We start from the raw sequence: 18,008 nt of genomic DNA, 5'->3' as shown, positions 1-18,008 counted from the left end.
TAAAAACCTAATTTTTATACTAATAAATTAGAAAACTAAAAATAGGAAGCAGCGCGTTTTGAGAGTCAAAATTTGCCGTAACATACCTTCATAAACAAACGGATGAAGAATGCAATCATCAAAGAATATTGTATTGTGGGGAATCAATAACCAATTCTTTTTTACCTTTAAGCTGCTTTATAAAACAGCCTAAATTGAATTATTTTTTTTACTTAAGCCAAAGATAATCAATGAATTACATATTAAATTTGAAAACAGAAACAAATCAGATAAAGAACAAATATATCCGACAAGAAACCATTGTGTCGAGAAAATTAGCACATAAAAAAGTGGCTAAAATTCATAAATTAAATTAGTAAATAATTGAAAAACAGTTGTTTATAAAAATTCCAATTTTGTTTCCTTATAAACCAACAAATAAAAAACCTCGAAAATTTTCATTTCCGAGGTTTAGTTTTATGTCTAATCCCGTATTTCGGACTAGATAATTAAATTAATTAGAAGACATTACTTTTTTCACGCTGCTTCCCCTGTTAGTGGTTAATTTCACCACGAAAACTTGCTCTTGCCCTTTATATACATCAAGGGTTAGCAAAACTTCCTTGTTCAAATAACCAGTTTCATCATATTTAGAAACTACCAAGGCACCTTGTGCATCGAAAACCTCAACTTTCACATCAGTTACATAATCAAAATTATAGCTGATGGTCAGTTGATCTTTGAAAGGTACTGGATAAGCATCAAAAGAAGTATCACTCACTCTGGCAGTTGATGTAAGAGTAGAATTGATCAAGGTTTGATTTGGATCGATGCAAACAAGTGGTTCAACACCATAACCAATAAATATCCTACATTCATCAAACGCATTATTGATTAAGTCAATCGCATTTGCAATTTCAGACAAAGTCAAACCATTTGTACCTCCACCTCCTAAGGCTTGATTTGCCAAAGCAAACAATCCTTGTACAGTTTTAGGTGAAATAGCATTTATGACATTGGTTGGAATTGAATAGTATTTATACTCGTTGAGTACTGGAGTAAGTCCTCCAGGTGAACATTCTCGAACTTTAGGCACATCACTACCACAACCTCCTTCTGGAGCTGCTACGGCAAAAGAACCTGTTTTCAACTCTAAATCACCAAGTTCGGTATTTAGACCAATGTTAAGACCTAAAGCAATGGTTTGAGCCAATAAAGTATTATTGATTCGACCATTTTTCAAGTAATTTGGCGGTAATGAATTGATTTCATGGTCGAAAGGCGCTAACACTTTACTTCCACCACCACCAGGCATAACAGTTATAAGAGCATCTATATCTGTAGAATTATTCATGATATAAACAGAATGCCCAGATGAACCTATGGTCATTTTACCTCCATAATAATCCAATGCTTTTGCTATAAGTCCTGCTGTAGTGAATGGTTTTCCACCAGCACAAGAAGTGCCTCCTGGATTACCATAATATCCTTGAGTATAGGTACATAAAACTACAGTACAATCTTTAACACTTACAGTCAAACAATTGCTGTTTTCAGAACAAGCAACTCCGTTAAGGGTGGATGTAGCCACTCGGCGGTAGTTGGTGATCACGGTCACGGATGGCGCATCGTAAGTGGCTGATGTAGCTCCTGCGATATTGCTCCAAGTACCTGCACAACCCGTGGTGCTCATTTGCCATTGATAGGTAATTACTCCAGCTCCCGTAGTGCTTCCAGCTGTGGTGCTGGTAAAGGCTGCCGCGTCAAATGGCAAGCAACCAGTTTGGTCGCCGGCGATTTCTCCAGGCACTATTGGGTTTGGTGTAACGGTCAAACAATTACTGTTGGCAGAACAGGCAACTCCGGCAAGGGTTGATGTAGCCACTCTACGGAAATTGGTTATAACAGCTACTGCTGGTGCATCGTAGGTGGCTGATGTAGCTCCCGCGATATTGCTCCAAGTACCTGCACAACCCGTGGTGCTCATTTGCCATTGGTAAGTAACCACTCCTTCATTTACAGTGCTTCCGGCTGTGGTGCTGGTAAAGGCTGCTGGGTCAAATGGGGAACATAGCGTTTGGTCTCCGGCTACTGTGCCTGGGGCGATGTCGTTTGGTGTCACAACCAACACATTACTGTTGTCGGAACAGAAAACATCGGAAGTTGCCACTCGGCGGAACCAAGTTTTAACGGCTACTGCTGGCGCATCATAAGTTAATGATGTTGCTCCTGAAATGTTGGTGAAACCTGCAACGGAACTAGTGGTGCTACTTTGCCATTGGTAAGTAATTACACCATGGTCGGAACCAGGAGTTACGCTGGTAAAGGCGGCAGGATCAAATGGAGAACAAAGTGTTTGGCTTCCCGCAATTTCACCCGGAACGATACCTGTTGGTGTAACGGTCAAACAATTACTGTTGGCGGAACAAACAACTCCGTTAAGGGTTGATGTAACCACTCTACGGTAGTTAGTTATCACGGTTACAGATGGTGCATCGTAGGTGGCTGATGTAGCTCCCGCAATATTGCTCCAAGTACCGTCACAACCCGTGGTGCTCATTTGCCATTGGTATGAAATCACTCCGAGTCCTGTAGTGCTTCCAGCTGTGGTGCTGGTAAAGGCTACCGCATCAAATGGGGAACATCCGATTTGGTCGCCGGCGATTACTCCAGGCTCGATTGGGTTTGGTGTAACGGTCAAACAATTACTGTTGGCAGAACAAGCAACACCATCAAGTGTTGATGTGGCCACTCTACGGAAATTGGTGACTACCGATACTGCTGGTGCATCGTAGGTGGCTGATGTAGCTCCCGCGATATTTGCAAAAGTACCGTCACAACCCGTGGTGCTCATTTGCCATTGATAGGTAATTGCTCCACCATTTGCAGTGTTTCCGGCTGTGGTGCTGGTAAAGGCTGCTGGGTCAAATGGGGAACATAGCGTTTGGTCTCCGGCTATTGTGCCAGGGGCTATGTCATTTGGTGTCACAACCAAAACATTGCTGTTGCCTGAACAACCAACATCGGAAGTGGCCACTCGGCGGAACCAAGTTTTAACGGCTACTGCTGGCGCATCATAAGTTAATGATGTTGCTCCCGCAATATTGCTGAAACCTGCAACTGCACTAGTGGTGCTGCTTTGCCATTGGTAGGTAATTACACCGTGGTCGGAACCTGGTGTTACGCTGGTAAAGGCTGCTGGATCAAATGGGGAACAAAGTGTTTGGCTTCCCGCAATTTCACCCGGAACGATACCTGTTGGTGTAACGGTCAAACAATTACTGTTGGCGGAACAAACAACTCCGTTAAGGGTAGATGTAGCCACTCTGCGGTAGTTGGTGATCACGGTCACGGATGGCGCATCGTAAGTGGCTGATGTAGCTCCCGCGATATTGCTCCAAGTACCTGCACAACCTGTGGTGCTCATTTGCCATTGATACGAAATCACTCCGGCTCCTGTGGTACTTCCCGCTGTGGTACTGGTAAAGGCTGCGGCATCAAATGGAGAACATCCTATTTGGTCACCGGCGATTACTCCAGGAACGATTGGGTTTGGTGTAACGGTCAAACAATTACTGTTGGCAGAACAGGCAACTCCGGCAAGTGTTGATGTAGCTACTCGACGGAAATTGGTGATTACCGATACTGCTGGTGCATCGTAGGTGGCTGATGTAGCTCCCGCGATATTGCTCCAAGTACCTGCACAACCCGTAGTGCTCATTTGCCATTGATAAGTAACCACTCCTCCATTTGCAGTGCTTCCGGCTGTGGTGCTGGTAAAGGCTGCTGGGTCAAATGGGGAACATAGCGTTTGGTCTCCGGCTACTGTGCCTGGGGCGATGTCGTTTGGTGTCACAACCAACACATTACTGTTGTCGGAACAGAAAACATCGGAAGTTGCCACTCGGCGGAACCAAGTTTTAACGGCTACTGCTGGCGCATCATAAGTTAATGATGTTGCTCCTGAAATGTTGGTGAAACCTGCAACGGAACTAGTGGTGCTACTTTGCCATTGGTAAGTAATTACACCATGGTCGGAACCAGGAGTTACGCTGGTAAAGGCGGCAGGATCAAATGGGGAACAAAGTGTTTGGCTTCCCGCAATTTCACCCGGAACGATACCTGTTGGTGTAACGGTCAAACAATTACTGTTGGCGGAACAGGCAACTCCGTTAAGGGTAGATGTAGCCACTCTGCGGTAGTTGGTGATCACGGTCACGGATGGCGCATCGTAAGTGGCTGATGTAGCTCCCGCGATATTGCTCCAAGTACCTGCACAACCTGTGGTGCTCATTTGCCATTGATACGAAATCACTCCGGCTCCTGTGGTACTTCCCGCTGTGGTACTGGTAAAGGCTGCGGCATCAAATGGAGAACATCCTATTTGGTCACCGGCGATTACTCCAGGAACGATTGGGTTTGGTGTAACGGTCAAACAATTACTGTTGGCAGAACAGGCAACTCCGGCAAGTGTTGATGTAGCTACTCGACGGAAATTGGTGATTACCGATACTGCTGGTGCATCGTAGGTGGCTGATGTAGCTCCCGCGATATTGCTCCAAGTACCTGCACAACCCGTAGTGCTCATTTGCCATTGATAGGTAATTGCTCCGCTTCCGGTTCCATCCGCTGTGCTGGTAAAAGCTGCGGGATCAAATGGAGAACAGAGTGTTTGATCTCCGGCTATTGTACCCGGATTTATAGTATTCACCGTAACAATAAACTGGCTTGTTCCATAACAACCAGCATTTACGGGGCTTTCACTTCTAACATAAATAGTCATAGTTCCAGCAGGTGTATAAGTGGTTGGTGCAAGTATTTCGCCTGTGTAATCACTACCTGTGAAATAGTGAATTGGACCACCATTTGTAGTTGCACCAGCAGTTAGGTCAACAGGGGTACCTGAACAAGCAGTCTTGTCAGGAACGGATACAACCGGTGGGTTTCCAGTGTTTCCAAACAAGAAAGGGCCTGCAAAATCTTTTAGTTCACTGCCAAAAGCACCTTCGTTTGGACCACCACCACTACTACGGGTTTTAACCATTAAACTACCGAGTATATTGCTGCATGGATCTTGTGTTCCTTTTTTATCCAATCCAAAAGCGGTAAGATTTATTCCTATTTCAACAAATTGCAACGCCTGAAAGTCAGTTACAGGATCTGGTCCAGAACCTACAAAAGATCCCCAAGGTGGTGCTAATGTACTGGCATTATCATTGACTCTACCAAAAATGTTTGTTGCTCCCACATTTTCTAAAATAGCAGCATATCCAAAAGTTCCTGAATCGGTTCCTTTTTCGAAAGCTGTAGCTTTATCAATAGTAAAAGGACGAAGCGGCGCACTATTATCATAATTATTAAAAACGGTTTCATCCATCCATACCCTGATTCTAACTTGCGGTACTGTTCCTCCATTTATATAATCTATAGAAATAATTATAGTTCCCGGAATTGCAATAGATCCGTCTGCATTAAAAGTAAAAGCAGTACGTCCTCCATCAGGACCAGTCTTACCAGGAATATTAAGGTCTGCCGGCGTACTTAATGCTGTACGAAAGAATTCAAAATCAACATGCTTGTTACCATTGGTAACTGCTAAAGAAGCTCCTGCGTAGGCCCAAAGCGTAGTAAATGGTCTTGGGTCGGTGGCGTCGGGAATTCTTGGGCCTTCACCTCTTAAATGGGCAAACACATCAACTAGATCATCTTTTGAAGGAACACTTCCAGAAGTTCCCAGACTCCAAGTAGTTGGATTATCTGAATTTTTGTCTCCAGTACCTGAAAAATAAGATTTTTCGGCACTACCTCCTTTTACATAGTTGTCCCTGCCATAAACGGCATCCAACCATAAATAATCACCATCGTTTGGTGCAATACCACTATGAACAATTGGAAAAGGATAACCCGGAGTAGGCGTGGTTATTGATTGTCTTCGCGAAAAGGCTGTGTTAGGAGTTGCTTCAGAGGGATCAAGAGGCATATGTTGATCTATTACTCCAAAACCTGGGCCTGGATAAGTTGTTTGAAACCAGTCATCAGTACCATTTTGATTTGGTAAACTTCCAAACTGCAAAACGTTGGCATAGATGTCTCCATCAATACCAAAATTAGCTTTGACAGCGGCTCCACCAACAAGCTGACCATAGGAATTGGGTGTAAGACCGAATCCTAAAAGTAGCAATGTTCCATAAAAAAAGAGCTTTTTAGTCAACACATTCGTCCTAAAAAAACTCGAGAAACCCGCATCGAAACGGCAGGAAAAAGTGAAACAATATGCTTGTACACTTTTTGTCGCATAAAAAATATTTTTTTTCATAATAATATGGTTTTAAGACCATAGTATTACCAGAAAAGAATAAGTAGGAATTGGGGTTCCGAAAATTCCAAAAGATGTTGTTTCATATAATGAATTTAATACCAAAAAATTAGAAATAACTGGAAGTTTACAGACCGGAGCATAAAAAAATCAGGAAACATTTATACCATCTTCAAAAAGAAATCATGAAGGATACCATCTTCGAAAAGACATTCTGTTGCAGGGCGCAACACTAATTCTTTTTCAAACAAAAAATTCGTCAAAAAAGCGTAATATTTATTTCAAATAATGATCAAAAAAATTAAAATGACAAAAAAACTGAATAAAAAAACTGAAAGTTCATCTACGAATAAAATGCAACTTGCAGCAACATAATCCTCTTCAAAATAACTTGTTGAAGTTTACCATCGACAAAAAATTTAATCCTTAATGACCTATAAACAGACTTTCTGTTTACACTAAATATTTGATTTTCAACAACTAACAACCACTTCGAAAAGCGATGTCATAAAGTTACCCAAATAAAAAAATAGATATTGCACAAACATTTAAAACATCGATTAAAGTCCTGTTTTAAACGACAAAAAACATTGAAACTAAGAATATAAGCACATAAAAAACAGACCAAATCAAAGAAAAAATACAATGCAACTAATTGATAATCAAATAGTTAAATGTTAATATTTTTTTATGAAAAATTGAAACACCATGATAATTTAGGTTCTTTTCCTTTTTAAACTGCTTATTATTATAAAAATCAATGTTTTAACAAAAAATAATCATTTTAGTGCGCCAATTCCGACTTAAAAACCACATCGAAAAAAATGGGGTATTTTATGAAATTACACCCCCTAAACTATTCTTCAAAACAGCATTGGACCATATATTTTCGATTAAAGATTTACCTGTTATTCATGTTTTCTGCAAACAATAAATCGGGGAGAAACAGGGCATTCGCTTTTAAAAAAAGTTTTACACAAATTCCACAAATTTACACGAAGACTAAGTTTTAAAAATGCAACAAATTCATAAAACCGGTGAAAATTAGTGACAATCCAATTCTAATAAACGATGAAATCTGTGTTAATTTGTGCAATTCGTGTCTGATAATTTTAAAAGCGAATGCCCTGATGGAGAAACTTTTACGAATAAATTATTGGGAAAGTCAACGCTAAATTCAACGGAAGAAGAAATATTTATGAGGCTTTCTTATGTTAATTTTTCATCATCCAATACAAAATTCATGGAAAATTAGAAACAACAAGATTGAAATAAATATAGTGGTAAAAGTTGGCAATGGAGGTTTATTGCATCCTGTCTTTATGTTCAAATCCAAATTAGGATGTTTTTAAAAATAAGAAAACTACATACCGCTTTGACATGTAGCCTCTATAATCAAATTTCTTGGTTAAAAATTATATCTTTTCAAGCAGCAATCCAGTAGCCGTAAGACCTGGACCAAATGCCATGGCTACGACTTTAGTTCCTGATGGTATGGTTGGATCATTGACAATTTCATCCAGAACATGCGGTATCGTGGCCGAAGACATGTTGCCATGAAGACGCAACACCTCGTAAGACCAGCGAGCCTGGTCTTTTTCAACTCCTATTTCACTAACCACATAATCAATAATTTTGGGACCTCCCGGGTGAATGGCAAAATGCATCTTGGATTTCTGTTCTTCAAGAGCTACGCCGCCTTTATCACAAAGAAACGACAAAAAAGATTTAATATTCTTGCGAATAAAAACGGGAACTCGCTTGGAAAGCGTCATCAAAAAACTGTACTCTCCCAAATCCCAGGACATGTCTTCCAAGGAATCAGGAATGATAACCTCGTGGAAAGCTATTATTCGCAATCCTTTTTTCTCTTTAATTGTATCATCATGCATGAAGGCTTTTTCTTCATATAAGGAATAACCAATAAAACCATCCGAAAAAAGCGAACAAATCATCGTGTTTCCGGGAGAAAACTCGGTTAAATTCAAGTGGGCGGACAAGAGTTCCGTATGAACCACATCGACCCTTCCGTTGTTTGGACTGGCACAAATAAGACTACTGGCCGTGCGAATGGCCGGAAAAGCGCCATAACATCCCATATGATACGAATGGGTAACCTGAACCGTTTCCCAATTCCTTTGTATTACCGCTTCCTGCGCAACACTGGGAGAAGAATAACCAGAACAAGTAACATGAACAAGATTTTCGGGTCTAGTGGCTGTTTTGGAATAAAATTGATCAAAAACATACCCCATTTTCCTTTTAAACCATTCCATTCGAACCTCAATTTTAGGGCCAAAAGAATTTCCCGCCTTGACCTCAAAACCTGTGGGAAAGTGATAATCTGAAGGTGAAGTAATTTCCATTATACCGTCAATAAAATCCTCGACTTCTTCAAAAATAATGCTTTGCCTGAAATTAATGTTTTCGGAAGAAACAGAATACTTGTCAACCTGGTCTGATATAAATTCAAAAGTAACGGATTCATTATCAACAGCACCACTTCCAATTTCACCTGATTTTGGGAGGTTTTGGAAATGATAATATAAAAATTTGGTGTACTGGTTGAGCTTTTCCTGCTCAAATAATTTTCCAACTAAAATGGGATGAAAATTGGAAATAATAATGCTTTTCATGGCCTTAAAATTAAATCATGAAAGTAAAATTAAGGGAAAGTTTTTTAAAAAAAACAAGCCTCCGAATCGCTTTTAACACCAATTACTCATATTGTTGATTTTCAGTATTTTACAAATGTTGTAATTTTGTTAAAATACTAATAATTAACACATTATGAGAAATAAACTACCAAAGCTTAATTGTTGATTATCAGTCATTAACAAGAATACTCTGTTGCCGATTGGAGTTCTTTTTCAAAGATTTATTTTCTGGTTTCAAAGGGGTATTGGATAAGCGAATTAACGTCTTTTTTACCATGCAAAAAACAGTTTTATAGAATTCTTAAATCCCGATTTTTATCGGGATAAGCGATTCTCACACTTTTTGCGATGCAAAAAGGGATTCTCTGCTTACATATTTCTTCGGTATTGTCCGCCAACTTCAAACAAGGCGTTCGTGATTTGTCCCAACGAACAAAATTTCGTGGCTTCCATCAAATGTTCGAACAAGTTTTCGTTTTTGATGGCTGCTTCCTGAAGTAAATGCAATTGCTCCTTCACTTTATCGGGATTGGATTGGTGCAGATTCGCCAACATCCTGATTTGGTATTGCTTTTCTTCCTCGGTGGCACGAATCACTTCGGCTGGAATAATCGTTGGCGAACCTTTCGAACTCAAGAACGTGTTCACGCCAATAATCGGGAATTCGCCGGTGTGTTTCAAGGTTTCATAATACAAACTTTCTTCCTGGATTTTGCTTCTTTGGTACATCGTTTCCATGGCACCGAGAACACCTCCACGTTCGTTGATTCGGTCAAATTCCTGCAAAACGGCTTCCTCAACCAAATCGGTCAATTCTTCGATGATGAACGAACCTTGAATAGGGTTTTCGTTTTTGGTCAAACCCAATTCCTTGTTGATGATCAACTGGATGGCCATCGCACGACGCACGCTTTCCTCGGTTGGCGTGGTTATCGCTTCGTCATAGGCATTGGTATGCAGGGAATTGCAGTTGTCATAAATGGCATACAAGGCTTGCAAAGTGGTTCGGATATCGTTAAAATCAATTTCCTGTGCATGCAGCGAACGCCCCGAAGTTTGAATGTGGTATTTCAACATTTGTGCCCTTTCGTTGGCCCCGTATTTGTTTTTCATGGCTTTCGCCCAAATTTTTCGAGCCACGCGACCAATTACCGCATATTCCGGATCAATTCCATTCGAGAAAAAGAACGATAAATTGGGACCAAAATCATTGATGTCCATTCCGCGACTCAAATAATATTCCACGTAAGTGAACCCGTTCGAAAGCGTGAAAGCCAACTGCGAAATGGGATTCGCTCCCGCTTCGGCAATGTGGTAACCCGAAATGGAAACCGAATAGAAGTTTTTTACATTATTCGAAATAAAATATTCCTGCACGTCGCCCATCAAACGCAAGGCAAATTCTGTCGAGAAAATGCAGGTGTTTTGGGCTTGGTCTTCTTTTAAAATATCCGCTTGAACCGTTCCCCTAACCTTGGAAAGTGTTTTGGCTTTTATCTCCTTATAAATTTCCAAAGGCAAAACTTGGTCTCCCGTCACGCCCAAAAGCAGTAATCCCAAACCGTTGTTTCCCTCCGGCAAATCGCCTTGATACTGCGGACGTTCCGTTCCTTTTTTGGCATAAATGGCTTTTATTTTTTCTTCAACCTCCTTTTCAAGATGATTTGCCTTGATGTAAATTTCGCAGCGTTGGTCAATGGCGGCATTCATGAAAAAGCCCAACAGCATTGGCGCCGGCCCATTAATCGTCATGCTCACCGAAGTTATCGCATCGACCAAATCGAAACCGGAATACAGTTTCTTGGCATCGTCGAGACAACAAATAGAAACTCCAGCATTGCCTATTTTTCCGTAAATGTCGGGTCGAATGTGTGGATCATTTCCGTATAAAGTAACACTGTCAAAAGCCGTCGAAAGTCGTTTGGCAGGCAATCCTGCACTCACGTAATGAAAGCGCTTGTTGGTTCGTTCCGGCCCGCCTTCACCCGCAAACATTCGGGAGGGATCTTCGCCTTCCCGTTTGAAAGGATACAATCCAGCCGTAAATGGAAATTCTCCCGGCACGTTTTCCTGCAAATTCCAACGCAAAATATCGCCCCAAGCTTGATACTTGGGCAAGGCAATTTTTGGAATCTGCGAATGCGAAAGCGATTCGGTCTGGGTTTCAATCTTGATTTCCTTGTTTCGAACCTTGAACGTGTAAAACGGTTCTTTGTATTTTTTGACTTTTTCCTTCCAAGTCAGGATGATTCCCCAATTATGGGAATCCAAATCCATTTTTACCTTGTCGAATTGGTTCAATAATAGATTTAGGAAAATCTTGTTTTCGGCAGCACCAGGTTTTTCGAGTTCCAAGGCATTTGGCAAAACGGAATCTTCATTAATTCCCGCCTTGTTCAATTCAGGGATTTTCCCGCAAACCGATTCGATAGTTTTAAAAATGCCGTACAATTTCTGGGCTACTTGTTCTTGGCTCAAAGCCGTGTCATCATATTTCCGGTTGTTTTCTGCGATTTCAGATAAATAGCGGGTTCTTTGCGGCGGAATCACGAAGACTTTTTCGCTCCTTTCGTGCGAGATTTCAAATGTCGATTGCAAATCGGAAGTGGTTTTCTCGTGAATCTTGTCCATTACCGCTTTGTACAACGAATTCATCCCCGGATCGTTGAACTGGGAAGCGATGGTTCCAAAAACGGGCAACGAATCCAAATCCACGTCCCAAAGATTGTGGTTGCGCTGGTATTGTTTTTTCACGTCGCGCAAAGCATCGAGAGCACCGCGTTTGTCGAATTTATTGATGGCTACCAAGTCGGCAAAGTCGAGCATGTCTATTTTTTCCAATTGGGTTGCGGCACCAAATTCCGGAGTCATCACATATAGGGAAACATCCGAATGCTCCGTGATTTCAGTATCCGATTGTCCAATTCCCGACGTTTCGAGAATTATGATGTCATATTTTGCCGCTTTGATAACCTGGATCGCATCGGCAACGTATTTGGACAAAGCCAAATTGGATTGTCGGGTCGCCAAGGAACGCATGTAAACCCGGGGATTGTTGATGGCATTCATCCGAATCCGGTCTCCCAATAATGCGCCACCCGTTTTGCGTTTTGATGGATCTACCGAAATGATTCCGATGGTTTTCGTTGGAAAATCGATTAAAAAACGACGCACCAATTCGTCCACCAAAGAGGATTTTCCCGCTCCTCCGGTTCCGGTAATACCCAAAACGGGAATATCCCCTCCCAACCTCCCCGAAGGCGAGGAGCTAGCAAGATTATGCTTTATTCCTGGGCTAAATACTTTGTGAAAATCATCAGGATTATTTTCGGCAAGTGAAATCAATCTCGCTATTGTGTTAACATTCTTATTTTGTAAACTCTCCAAAACCCCCATTTTTCCAAGTTTTAACAAAGCGGTCGCATCCGTATTATAATTTACTACTTTCTGCTCCCCTCCTTCGGAGGGGTTGGGGGAGGATTGTTGCACCAAATCATTGATCATTCCCTGCAATCCCATAGCTCGACCATCGTCAGGTGAATAGATTCTCGTGATTCCGTAAGCCTGCAATTCGGCAATCTCGGAAGGAAGAATCACGCCTCCGCCTCCGCCAAAAATCTTGATGTGGCCTGCCCCTTTTTCTTTCAATAAATCGTGCATGTATTTGAAATACTCGCTGTGACCGCCTTGATAGGAAGTCATCGCAATGGCATTGGCATCTTCCTGAATGGCCGTATTCACGACCTCTTCGACACTTCGATCGTGACCTAAATGGATTACCTCAACGCCTGTCGATTGAATAATTCTGCGCATAATGTTGATGGCGGCATCGTGACCGTCAAAAAGGGATGCGGCAGTCACGATCCGAACTTTATTTACAGGAATATAAGGTTTTAAGACTTCCATTTTATGAATTTGATAATTTAAATACTGCAATTTACGATTATTTTTCATCAGTGGGAAGCAATGATTCTTGCAATCAATTCCATGGCCGGATTTTATTCCAAAACCAGGGCATTCGCTTTTAAAACTTGAGGTTTCTATATAGTTTTATCAAATTATACGATTCGCACACAGATGACACAGATTATGCAGATTCGCACGGATTTTTATCTGTTAATTAGTGAAAAGGAATGTAAATCTGTGTGAAATCCGTTCAATCCGTGTTATCTGTGTGCCTTAATATACAACTTAAATATCTTGCCAGTAACCAAAATCTTAAAAGCGAACGCCCTATTCCAAAACAAAATCATGGCTTTATTCTTGAATAAGTAGTATTTTTGACCCCGATTCTGGACAAACAGACAAAGTAATTTATAAAAAGTATTTCGAATGAAGAAAATAGGATTGTTAATATTGGTATTTGTTCTTTCCAGTTGTGTTGAAATGCAACAAGCCATAAATCAATTTCCGCAAACACAAGGCATCGGTGGAATCGACATTTCAGGAGGACTGAAAGAAGCACTGAACAACGGCATCACGAAACAAGTAACAAAATTGACTGCCGTGGACGGTTTTTACAAGAACGAAGCCGTAAAAATATTGTTACCCGAAGAATTGAAAAAAGTGGATTCGAGTTTGAGAAAAATAGGACTGGGCTCCTTGGCCGACGAAGGGCTGAAAGTGCTCAATCGCGCCGCCGAAGATGCCGTGAAAGAAGCCACTCCCATATTCGTGGATGCCGTGAAAAACATGTCTTTTACCGATGCCAAAACCATTTTGATGGGCAATGAAAACTCGGCCACGACTTACTTGCAAACCACGACTTCAACCGCTTTGTACGGAAAATTCAATCCCGTAATCAAAAATTCTTTCGCGAAAGTGGGTGCCGACAAGGTTTGGACTAACATTATAAACAAATACAACAGCATCCCTTTTTCTAAAAAAGTAAATCCAGACTTGACGGATTACGTGACCAACCAAGCGATGACAGGTGTTTTTAAAATGATTGCCGTCGAAGAAAAAAACATTAGAACCAATTTGAATTCGAGAACTTCCGTTTTATTACAAAAGGTTTTTGCAATCCAAGACAAAAAGTAATTATTTTATGCAAAAAACAACCATACTCATTCACTGCGAAGACCAAAAAGGAATTATTGCCGCAGTGACTAATTTCATTCTGAAAGTGGAAGGAAATATTGTCTATATCGACCAACATGTCGATGTGGAACAGAACGTTTTCTTTATGCGCCTCGAATGCGAATTCTCTAATTTAAACATCAGGCTTGCCAACATAAAAGAAGATTTCCAGCAAAGCATAGCAACTGATTTCAAGATGTCCTGGGAGATTTACACCAAAGACCAAAAGCCGAAAATGGCGCTATTTGTTTCGAAATACGACCACTGCTTGTTTGATATTTTGGGACGCTACAGCGCCGACGAGCTAAATGTTGAAATTCCGTTAATCATCAGCAACCACCAAGATTTAAAACCTATTGCAGAACGGTTTAACATTCCGTTTTATTATGTTCCTTTCACCAAGGACAACAAGGAAGAAGGCGAAAAAATTCAAATCGAATTGCTGCAAAAACACGAAATAGACTTCATTGTCTTGGCACGTTACATGCAAATCATCACTCCTACTTTAATCAATCTCTACGAAAATAAAATCATCAACATTCACCACTCGTTTTTGCCTGCTTTTCCTGGTGCCAAACCGTATCACTCGGCATTCAAAAGAGGCGTAAAAATCATTGGGGCAACAAGCCATTATGTCACGCAACACTTGGACGAAGGGCCAATTATTGAGCAAGACATCACCCGTGTTTCCCACATCAATTCCATCGAGGATTTTATCATGAAAGGGCGCGACTTGGAACGCATCGTTTTGGCTCGAGCCATAAAACTCCACGCCGAACGAAAAACGATGGTTTATGACAACAAAACGGTCGTTTTTTACTAAAAAATCATACTTGCACGTATTGATGCCTAAAGGATTTTTTTGACACAGATTCCACAAATTTTCACAAATTAAACGCTCGGATATTAAAAATCTGTGCTAATCTGTGGAATCTGTGTCAGATTTTTAGTTTATTAGATAGGATTACGGACAGTCCAATAAAATTTAAACCGGCAAATCCTCAAATGCAACACCCAAGCCTTTTGCAATTTCCGTTCCCAAACGAGGATTTACTCGGTACCAAAGAAATAATTGGCGCCGGATAATTTCTTCTTGTTGTGGGCCGTGAATCCCCGACATCGAATCAACTATATTGTGGATGGTGTTTTGTCGTTCTTCCAGCGTCATAATTTCAAATAACTTTCCGGCTTGCGAAAAATGGTCGTTCTCCCCTTCACAATTCCTGTCATACCAATCGGCAAAATGACTGTTTATGGGTAAAGGCGGTTCTTTATACGATGGGTCAATTTCAATTTCATCAAAACTGTTCGGAAAATAATTTGGATTTTGTCCTCCATTTCCATCCAACCGCATTTGTCCGTCTCGCTGATAATTATTAACCGCAAACGGGCAACGATTCACCGGGATTTGTTCATAATTGACGCCCAAACGATACCGCTGGGCATCGGGATAAGACAAGAGGCGGCCTTGCAACATTTTGTCGGGAGAATAGCCAATGCCGTCCACGATATGCGCTGGTGCAAAAGCGGCTTGCTCCACATCCTGAAAATAATTCAGCGGATTCTGGTTCAATTCTAAAACGCCTACGTCTACCAAAGGAAAATCGGCGTGCGGCCAAACCTTGGTCACGTCAAAGGGATTGAAATAATAATCTCCCGAATCGGCTTCGGATTCGGTCATTATCTGGATTTTTAAATTCCATGTCGGGAAATTCCCCCCTTCGATATTGTCGAATAAATCCCTTTGCGCAAAATCCATGTCGTGGGCTTTCATTTGAGCCGCCTGTTCATTACTGAAATTCTTGATGCCTTGCGCGGTTATAAAATGGAATTTCACGTAAAAACGCTCGTTGGCTTCATTGATCATCGAATAAGCATGACTTCCAAAACCGTGCATGTGGCGGTATCCATAAGGCGTTCCCCTGTCCGACATCAAAATCAAGACTTGGTGCAGGCTTTCGGGATTCAGCGACCAGAAATCCCACATCATGGTGGGCGATTTTAAATTGGTATGGGGATCCCGTTTTTGGGTGTGAATAAAATCGCCAAATTTTTTCGGGTCTTTTACGAAGAAAACGGGCGTGTTGTTGCCCACCAAATCCCAGTTGCCGTCTTCAGTGTAGAATTTTATGGCAAAGCCCCTTGGGTCGCGCTCCGTATCGGCAGAACCTTTTTCGCCTCCAACGGTTGAAAAACGGACAAATACCTTGGTTTCTTTTCCAAGTTCCGAGAAAATCTTGGCCTTGGTGTATTTCGTGATGTCATGTGTCACGGTAAAAGTTCCAAAAGCACCGGAACCTTTTGCATGTACCACTCTTTCCGGAAGGCGCTCCCTGTTAAAATGCGCCATTTTTTCGTGAAGAATAAAATCCTGCAGCAACAATGGACCACGCGGCCCGACAGATTGCGAATTTTCATTTTCTACATAAGGCTTTCCCGAGGCTGTTGTCAATTTTTTACGTGATTTCATAATTATGGAATTTAATGCTTGTTGTCAAAGAAAAAGGATGTCAATAATTATTGAAAATCATCTCAAACACGATGCTTTTCACCAAGAAAACGGCATAACGACACGACAGAACAAAACGCAATAAACAGCTGTCTTACAAATTTAAACACCTGAAAAATAACGACTTAAAGTTAAAAAAATTAACTCAAATACAACAAAGTAATAACAAAACCTTAACAGTGAAAAAAGCGAAAATTTACAATCTTTGCAATGTAATAAACTGGTTATTTATTATTTTGGTTTTGGTTAGTAAAAGAATCGTCCCGCAATTCAGTTTGCGGGACTTTTTTTTTAGACAAAACTACAGTAAAGCCCAAAAAATTCTGGCTGCATATTTAAAAACAACAAGATTGATTTAACATATTTTTACCATTACAAAATCATGAAAAAATTGGATCCATACAGACAACAGACTAAAACAAAAGGGCTTTCACGAATTTCATTTTTCACAAATCCCAAAAAAAAAAAAAGTGTCAAGAAAAAACTTAACTTATATATAACAAACAAATAGCAAAGCATTAACAGCAATAAATCGAAAAGTGGCTGACCTTTGCAGTGTAATAAACTGGTTATTTATTACAGAATAATAAATTGGTTATTTATTATTTGGTTTTTGGTTAGTTAGTTAAAAAATTGCCGACGTTTTAGGATGTCGGCATTTTTTTTTATTGGATTGAACCGATGAAAGACAAAACTTCGGCATTAAAAACGATTGGTTGTTCCACATTCACCACGTGTCCACATTTTTCAATCACGACTAATTGGGATGATTTATAATGCTTTTCGACCACCAAGCGAACAGAAGGCAAAAACATGTAATCTTCTTCGCCCATGACATAAAGCGTTGGAATATCCAGTTCTACTTGACGAAAACACCGCAACAACGGATTGATTTCGGCCGTGAGTTTGAACCATTTTATGAATTCTTTTTGGTACAACTTTTTGGCTTCATTGATAAAAAGCAAACGCGATTGTTTGTGATTCTTTTTGGGCATGATTACAAAGGCAAAAAACTGGTACAGCACCAAATAAGGCAACACATATTTAAACGTATTCCCCAATTTCATCAAGATTTGGGAGCGAAAATTCATTTTCAGGATGGCACCGCCAAGAATCATGCTTTGCACTCTTTCCGGATGCATTTCGGCCAATTGTCGAATCAGGATCGTGCCGAGAGAAATCCCCACAAAATGTGATTTTACAATCTTCAAATGGTCGATTACCTCCAAAACATCATTGGCAATGGACTCGAAAGTATATTTTTTTTGGAAAGTATTTTTTAAAGTAGGTTTTGAATTTCCGTGACCCCGCAAGTCCAACAACAACACGTTATACTGCTTTTTGAAATCCCGAATCTGCTTGAACCAAATAGACGAACTACCGCCGGCACCGTGGACAAAAGTCACCCACTGATCGCTGTTTTCGTTTTTGTAGGTGACGTAGTTTATCATTGGATTTTCGAATGTAG

The 18,008-nt window shown here is 40.7% G+C and carries 7 protein-coding genes; 2 read left to right on the top strand and 5 right to left on the bottom strand.

Going from position 1 to position 18,008, the window contains the following annotated elements; translation table 11 throughout:
- Positions 1–493: 493 nt before the first annotated feature.
- The 3 genes from OZP13_RS02275 to OZP13_RS02265 form a co-directional block, all read right to left on the bottom strand.
- Positions 494–6,295, bottom strand: coding sequence for a DUF8696 domain-containing protein (locus OZP13_RS02275; protein WP_281298500.1), 5,802 nt, complete (start codon positions 6,293–6,295; stop codon positions 494–496).
- A 1,415-nt stretch (positions 6,296–7,710) separates the two neighbouring features.
- Positions 7,711–8,931, bottom strand: a complete 1,221-nt coding sequence (locus OZP13_RS02270) for a 3-oxoacyl-[acyl-carrier-protein] synthase III C-terminal domain-containing protein (protein WP_281298499.1) — start codon at positions 8,929–8,931, stop codon at positions 7,711–7,713.
- Positions 8,932–9,321: 390 nt separating this feature from the next.
- Positions 9,322–12,858, bottom strand: coding sequence for a methylmalonyl-CoA mutase family protein (locus OZP13_RS02265; protein ID WP_281298498.1), 3,537 nt, complete (start codon positions 12,856–12,858; stop codon positions 9,322–9,324).
- 426 nt (positions 12,859–13,284) lie between these two features.
- On the opposite strand from OZP13_RS02265, the gene OZP13_RS02260 reads away from it, so the two are divergent.
- Complete coding sequence (locus tag OZP13_RS02260; RefSeq protein ID WP_269242097.1) at positions 13,285–13,992, top strand: DUF4197 domain-containing protein; 708 nt, start codon at positions 13,285–13,287, stop codon at positions 13,990–13,992.
- Between the two features lie 7 nt (positions 13,993–13,999).
- On the top strand, positions 14,000–14,854 hold the full coding sequence (gene purU / locus OZP13_RS02255) for a formyltetrahydrofolate deformylase (RefSeq protein WP_281298497.1): 855 nt from the start codon (positions 14,000–14,002) through the stop codon (positions 14,852–14,854).
- A gap of 162 nt (positions 14,855–15,016) precedes the next feature.
- On the opposite strand, the gene OZP13_RS02250 is transcribed toward purU, so the two are convergent.
- Both OZP13_RS02250 and OZP13_RS02245 read right to left on the bottom strand, forming a co-directional pair.
- On the bottom strand, positions 15,017–16,501 hold the full coding sequence (locus OZP13_RS02250; protein ID WP_281298496.1) for a catalase: 1,485 nt from the start codon (positions 16,499–16,501) through the stop codon (positions 15,017–15,019).
- Between the two features lie 704 nt (positions 16,502–17,205).
- Positions 17,206–17,991 carry an alpha/beta fold hydrolase gene (locus OZP13_RS02245; protein ID WP_281298495.1) on the bottom strand — a complete coding sequence of 262 codons (786 nt, stop codon included), beginning with the start codon at positions 17,989–17,991 and terminating at the stop codon, positions 17,206–17,208.
- Between the last annotated feature and the right edge of the window lie 17 nt (positions 17,992–18,008).

Origin of the sequence: Flavobacterium limnophilum, assembly GCF_027111315.2 — a bacterium.
Lineage (GTDB): Bacteria > Bacteroidota > Bacteroidia > Flavobacteriales > Flavobacteriaceae > Flavobacterium > Flavobacterium limnophilum.
This window is presented reverse-complemented; position numbering and strand designations above follow the sequence as displayed.

Bases quoted from the DNA above. Each gene is read 5' to 3' on its own strand.
- OZP13_RS02275 (WP_281298500.1), bottom strand. From the start codon at position 6,295: ATGAAAAAAAATATTTTTTATGCGACAAAAAGTGTACAAGCATATTGT.
- OZP13_RS02270 (WP_281298499.1), bottom strand. From the start codon at position 8,931: ATGAAAAGCATTATTATTTCCAATTTTCATCCCATTTTAGTTGGAAAA.
- OZP13_RS02265 (WP_281298498.1), bottom strand. From the start codon at position 12,858: ATGGAAGTCTTAAAACCTTATATTCCTGTAAATAAAGTTCGGATCGTG.
- OZP13_RS02260 (WP_269242097.1), top strand. From the start codon at position 13,285: ATGAAGAAAATAGGATTGTTAATATTGGTATTTGTTCTTTCCAGTTGT.
- purU (WP_281298497.1), top strand. From the start codon at position 14,000: ATGCAAAAAACAACCATACTCATTCACTGCGAAGACCAAAAAGGAATT.
- OZP13_RS02250 (WP_281298496.1), bottom strand. From the start codon at position 16,501: ATGAAATCACGTAAAAAATTGACAACAGCCTCGGGAAAGCCTTATGTA.
- OZP13_RS02245 (WP_281298495.1), bottom strand. From the start codon at position 17,991: ATGATAAACTACGTCACCTACAAAAACGAAAACAGCGATCAGTGGGTG.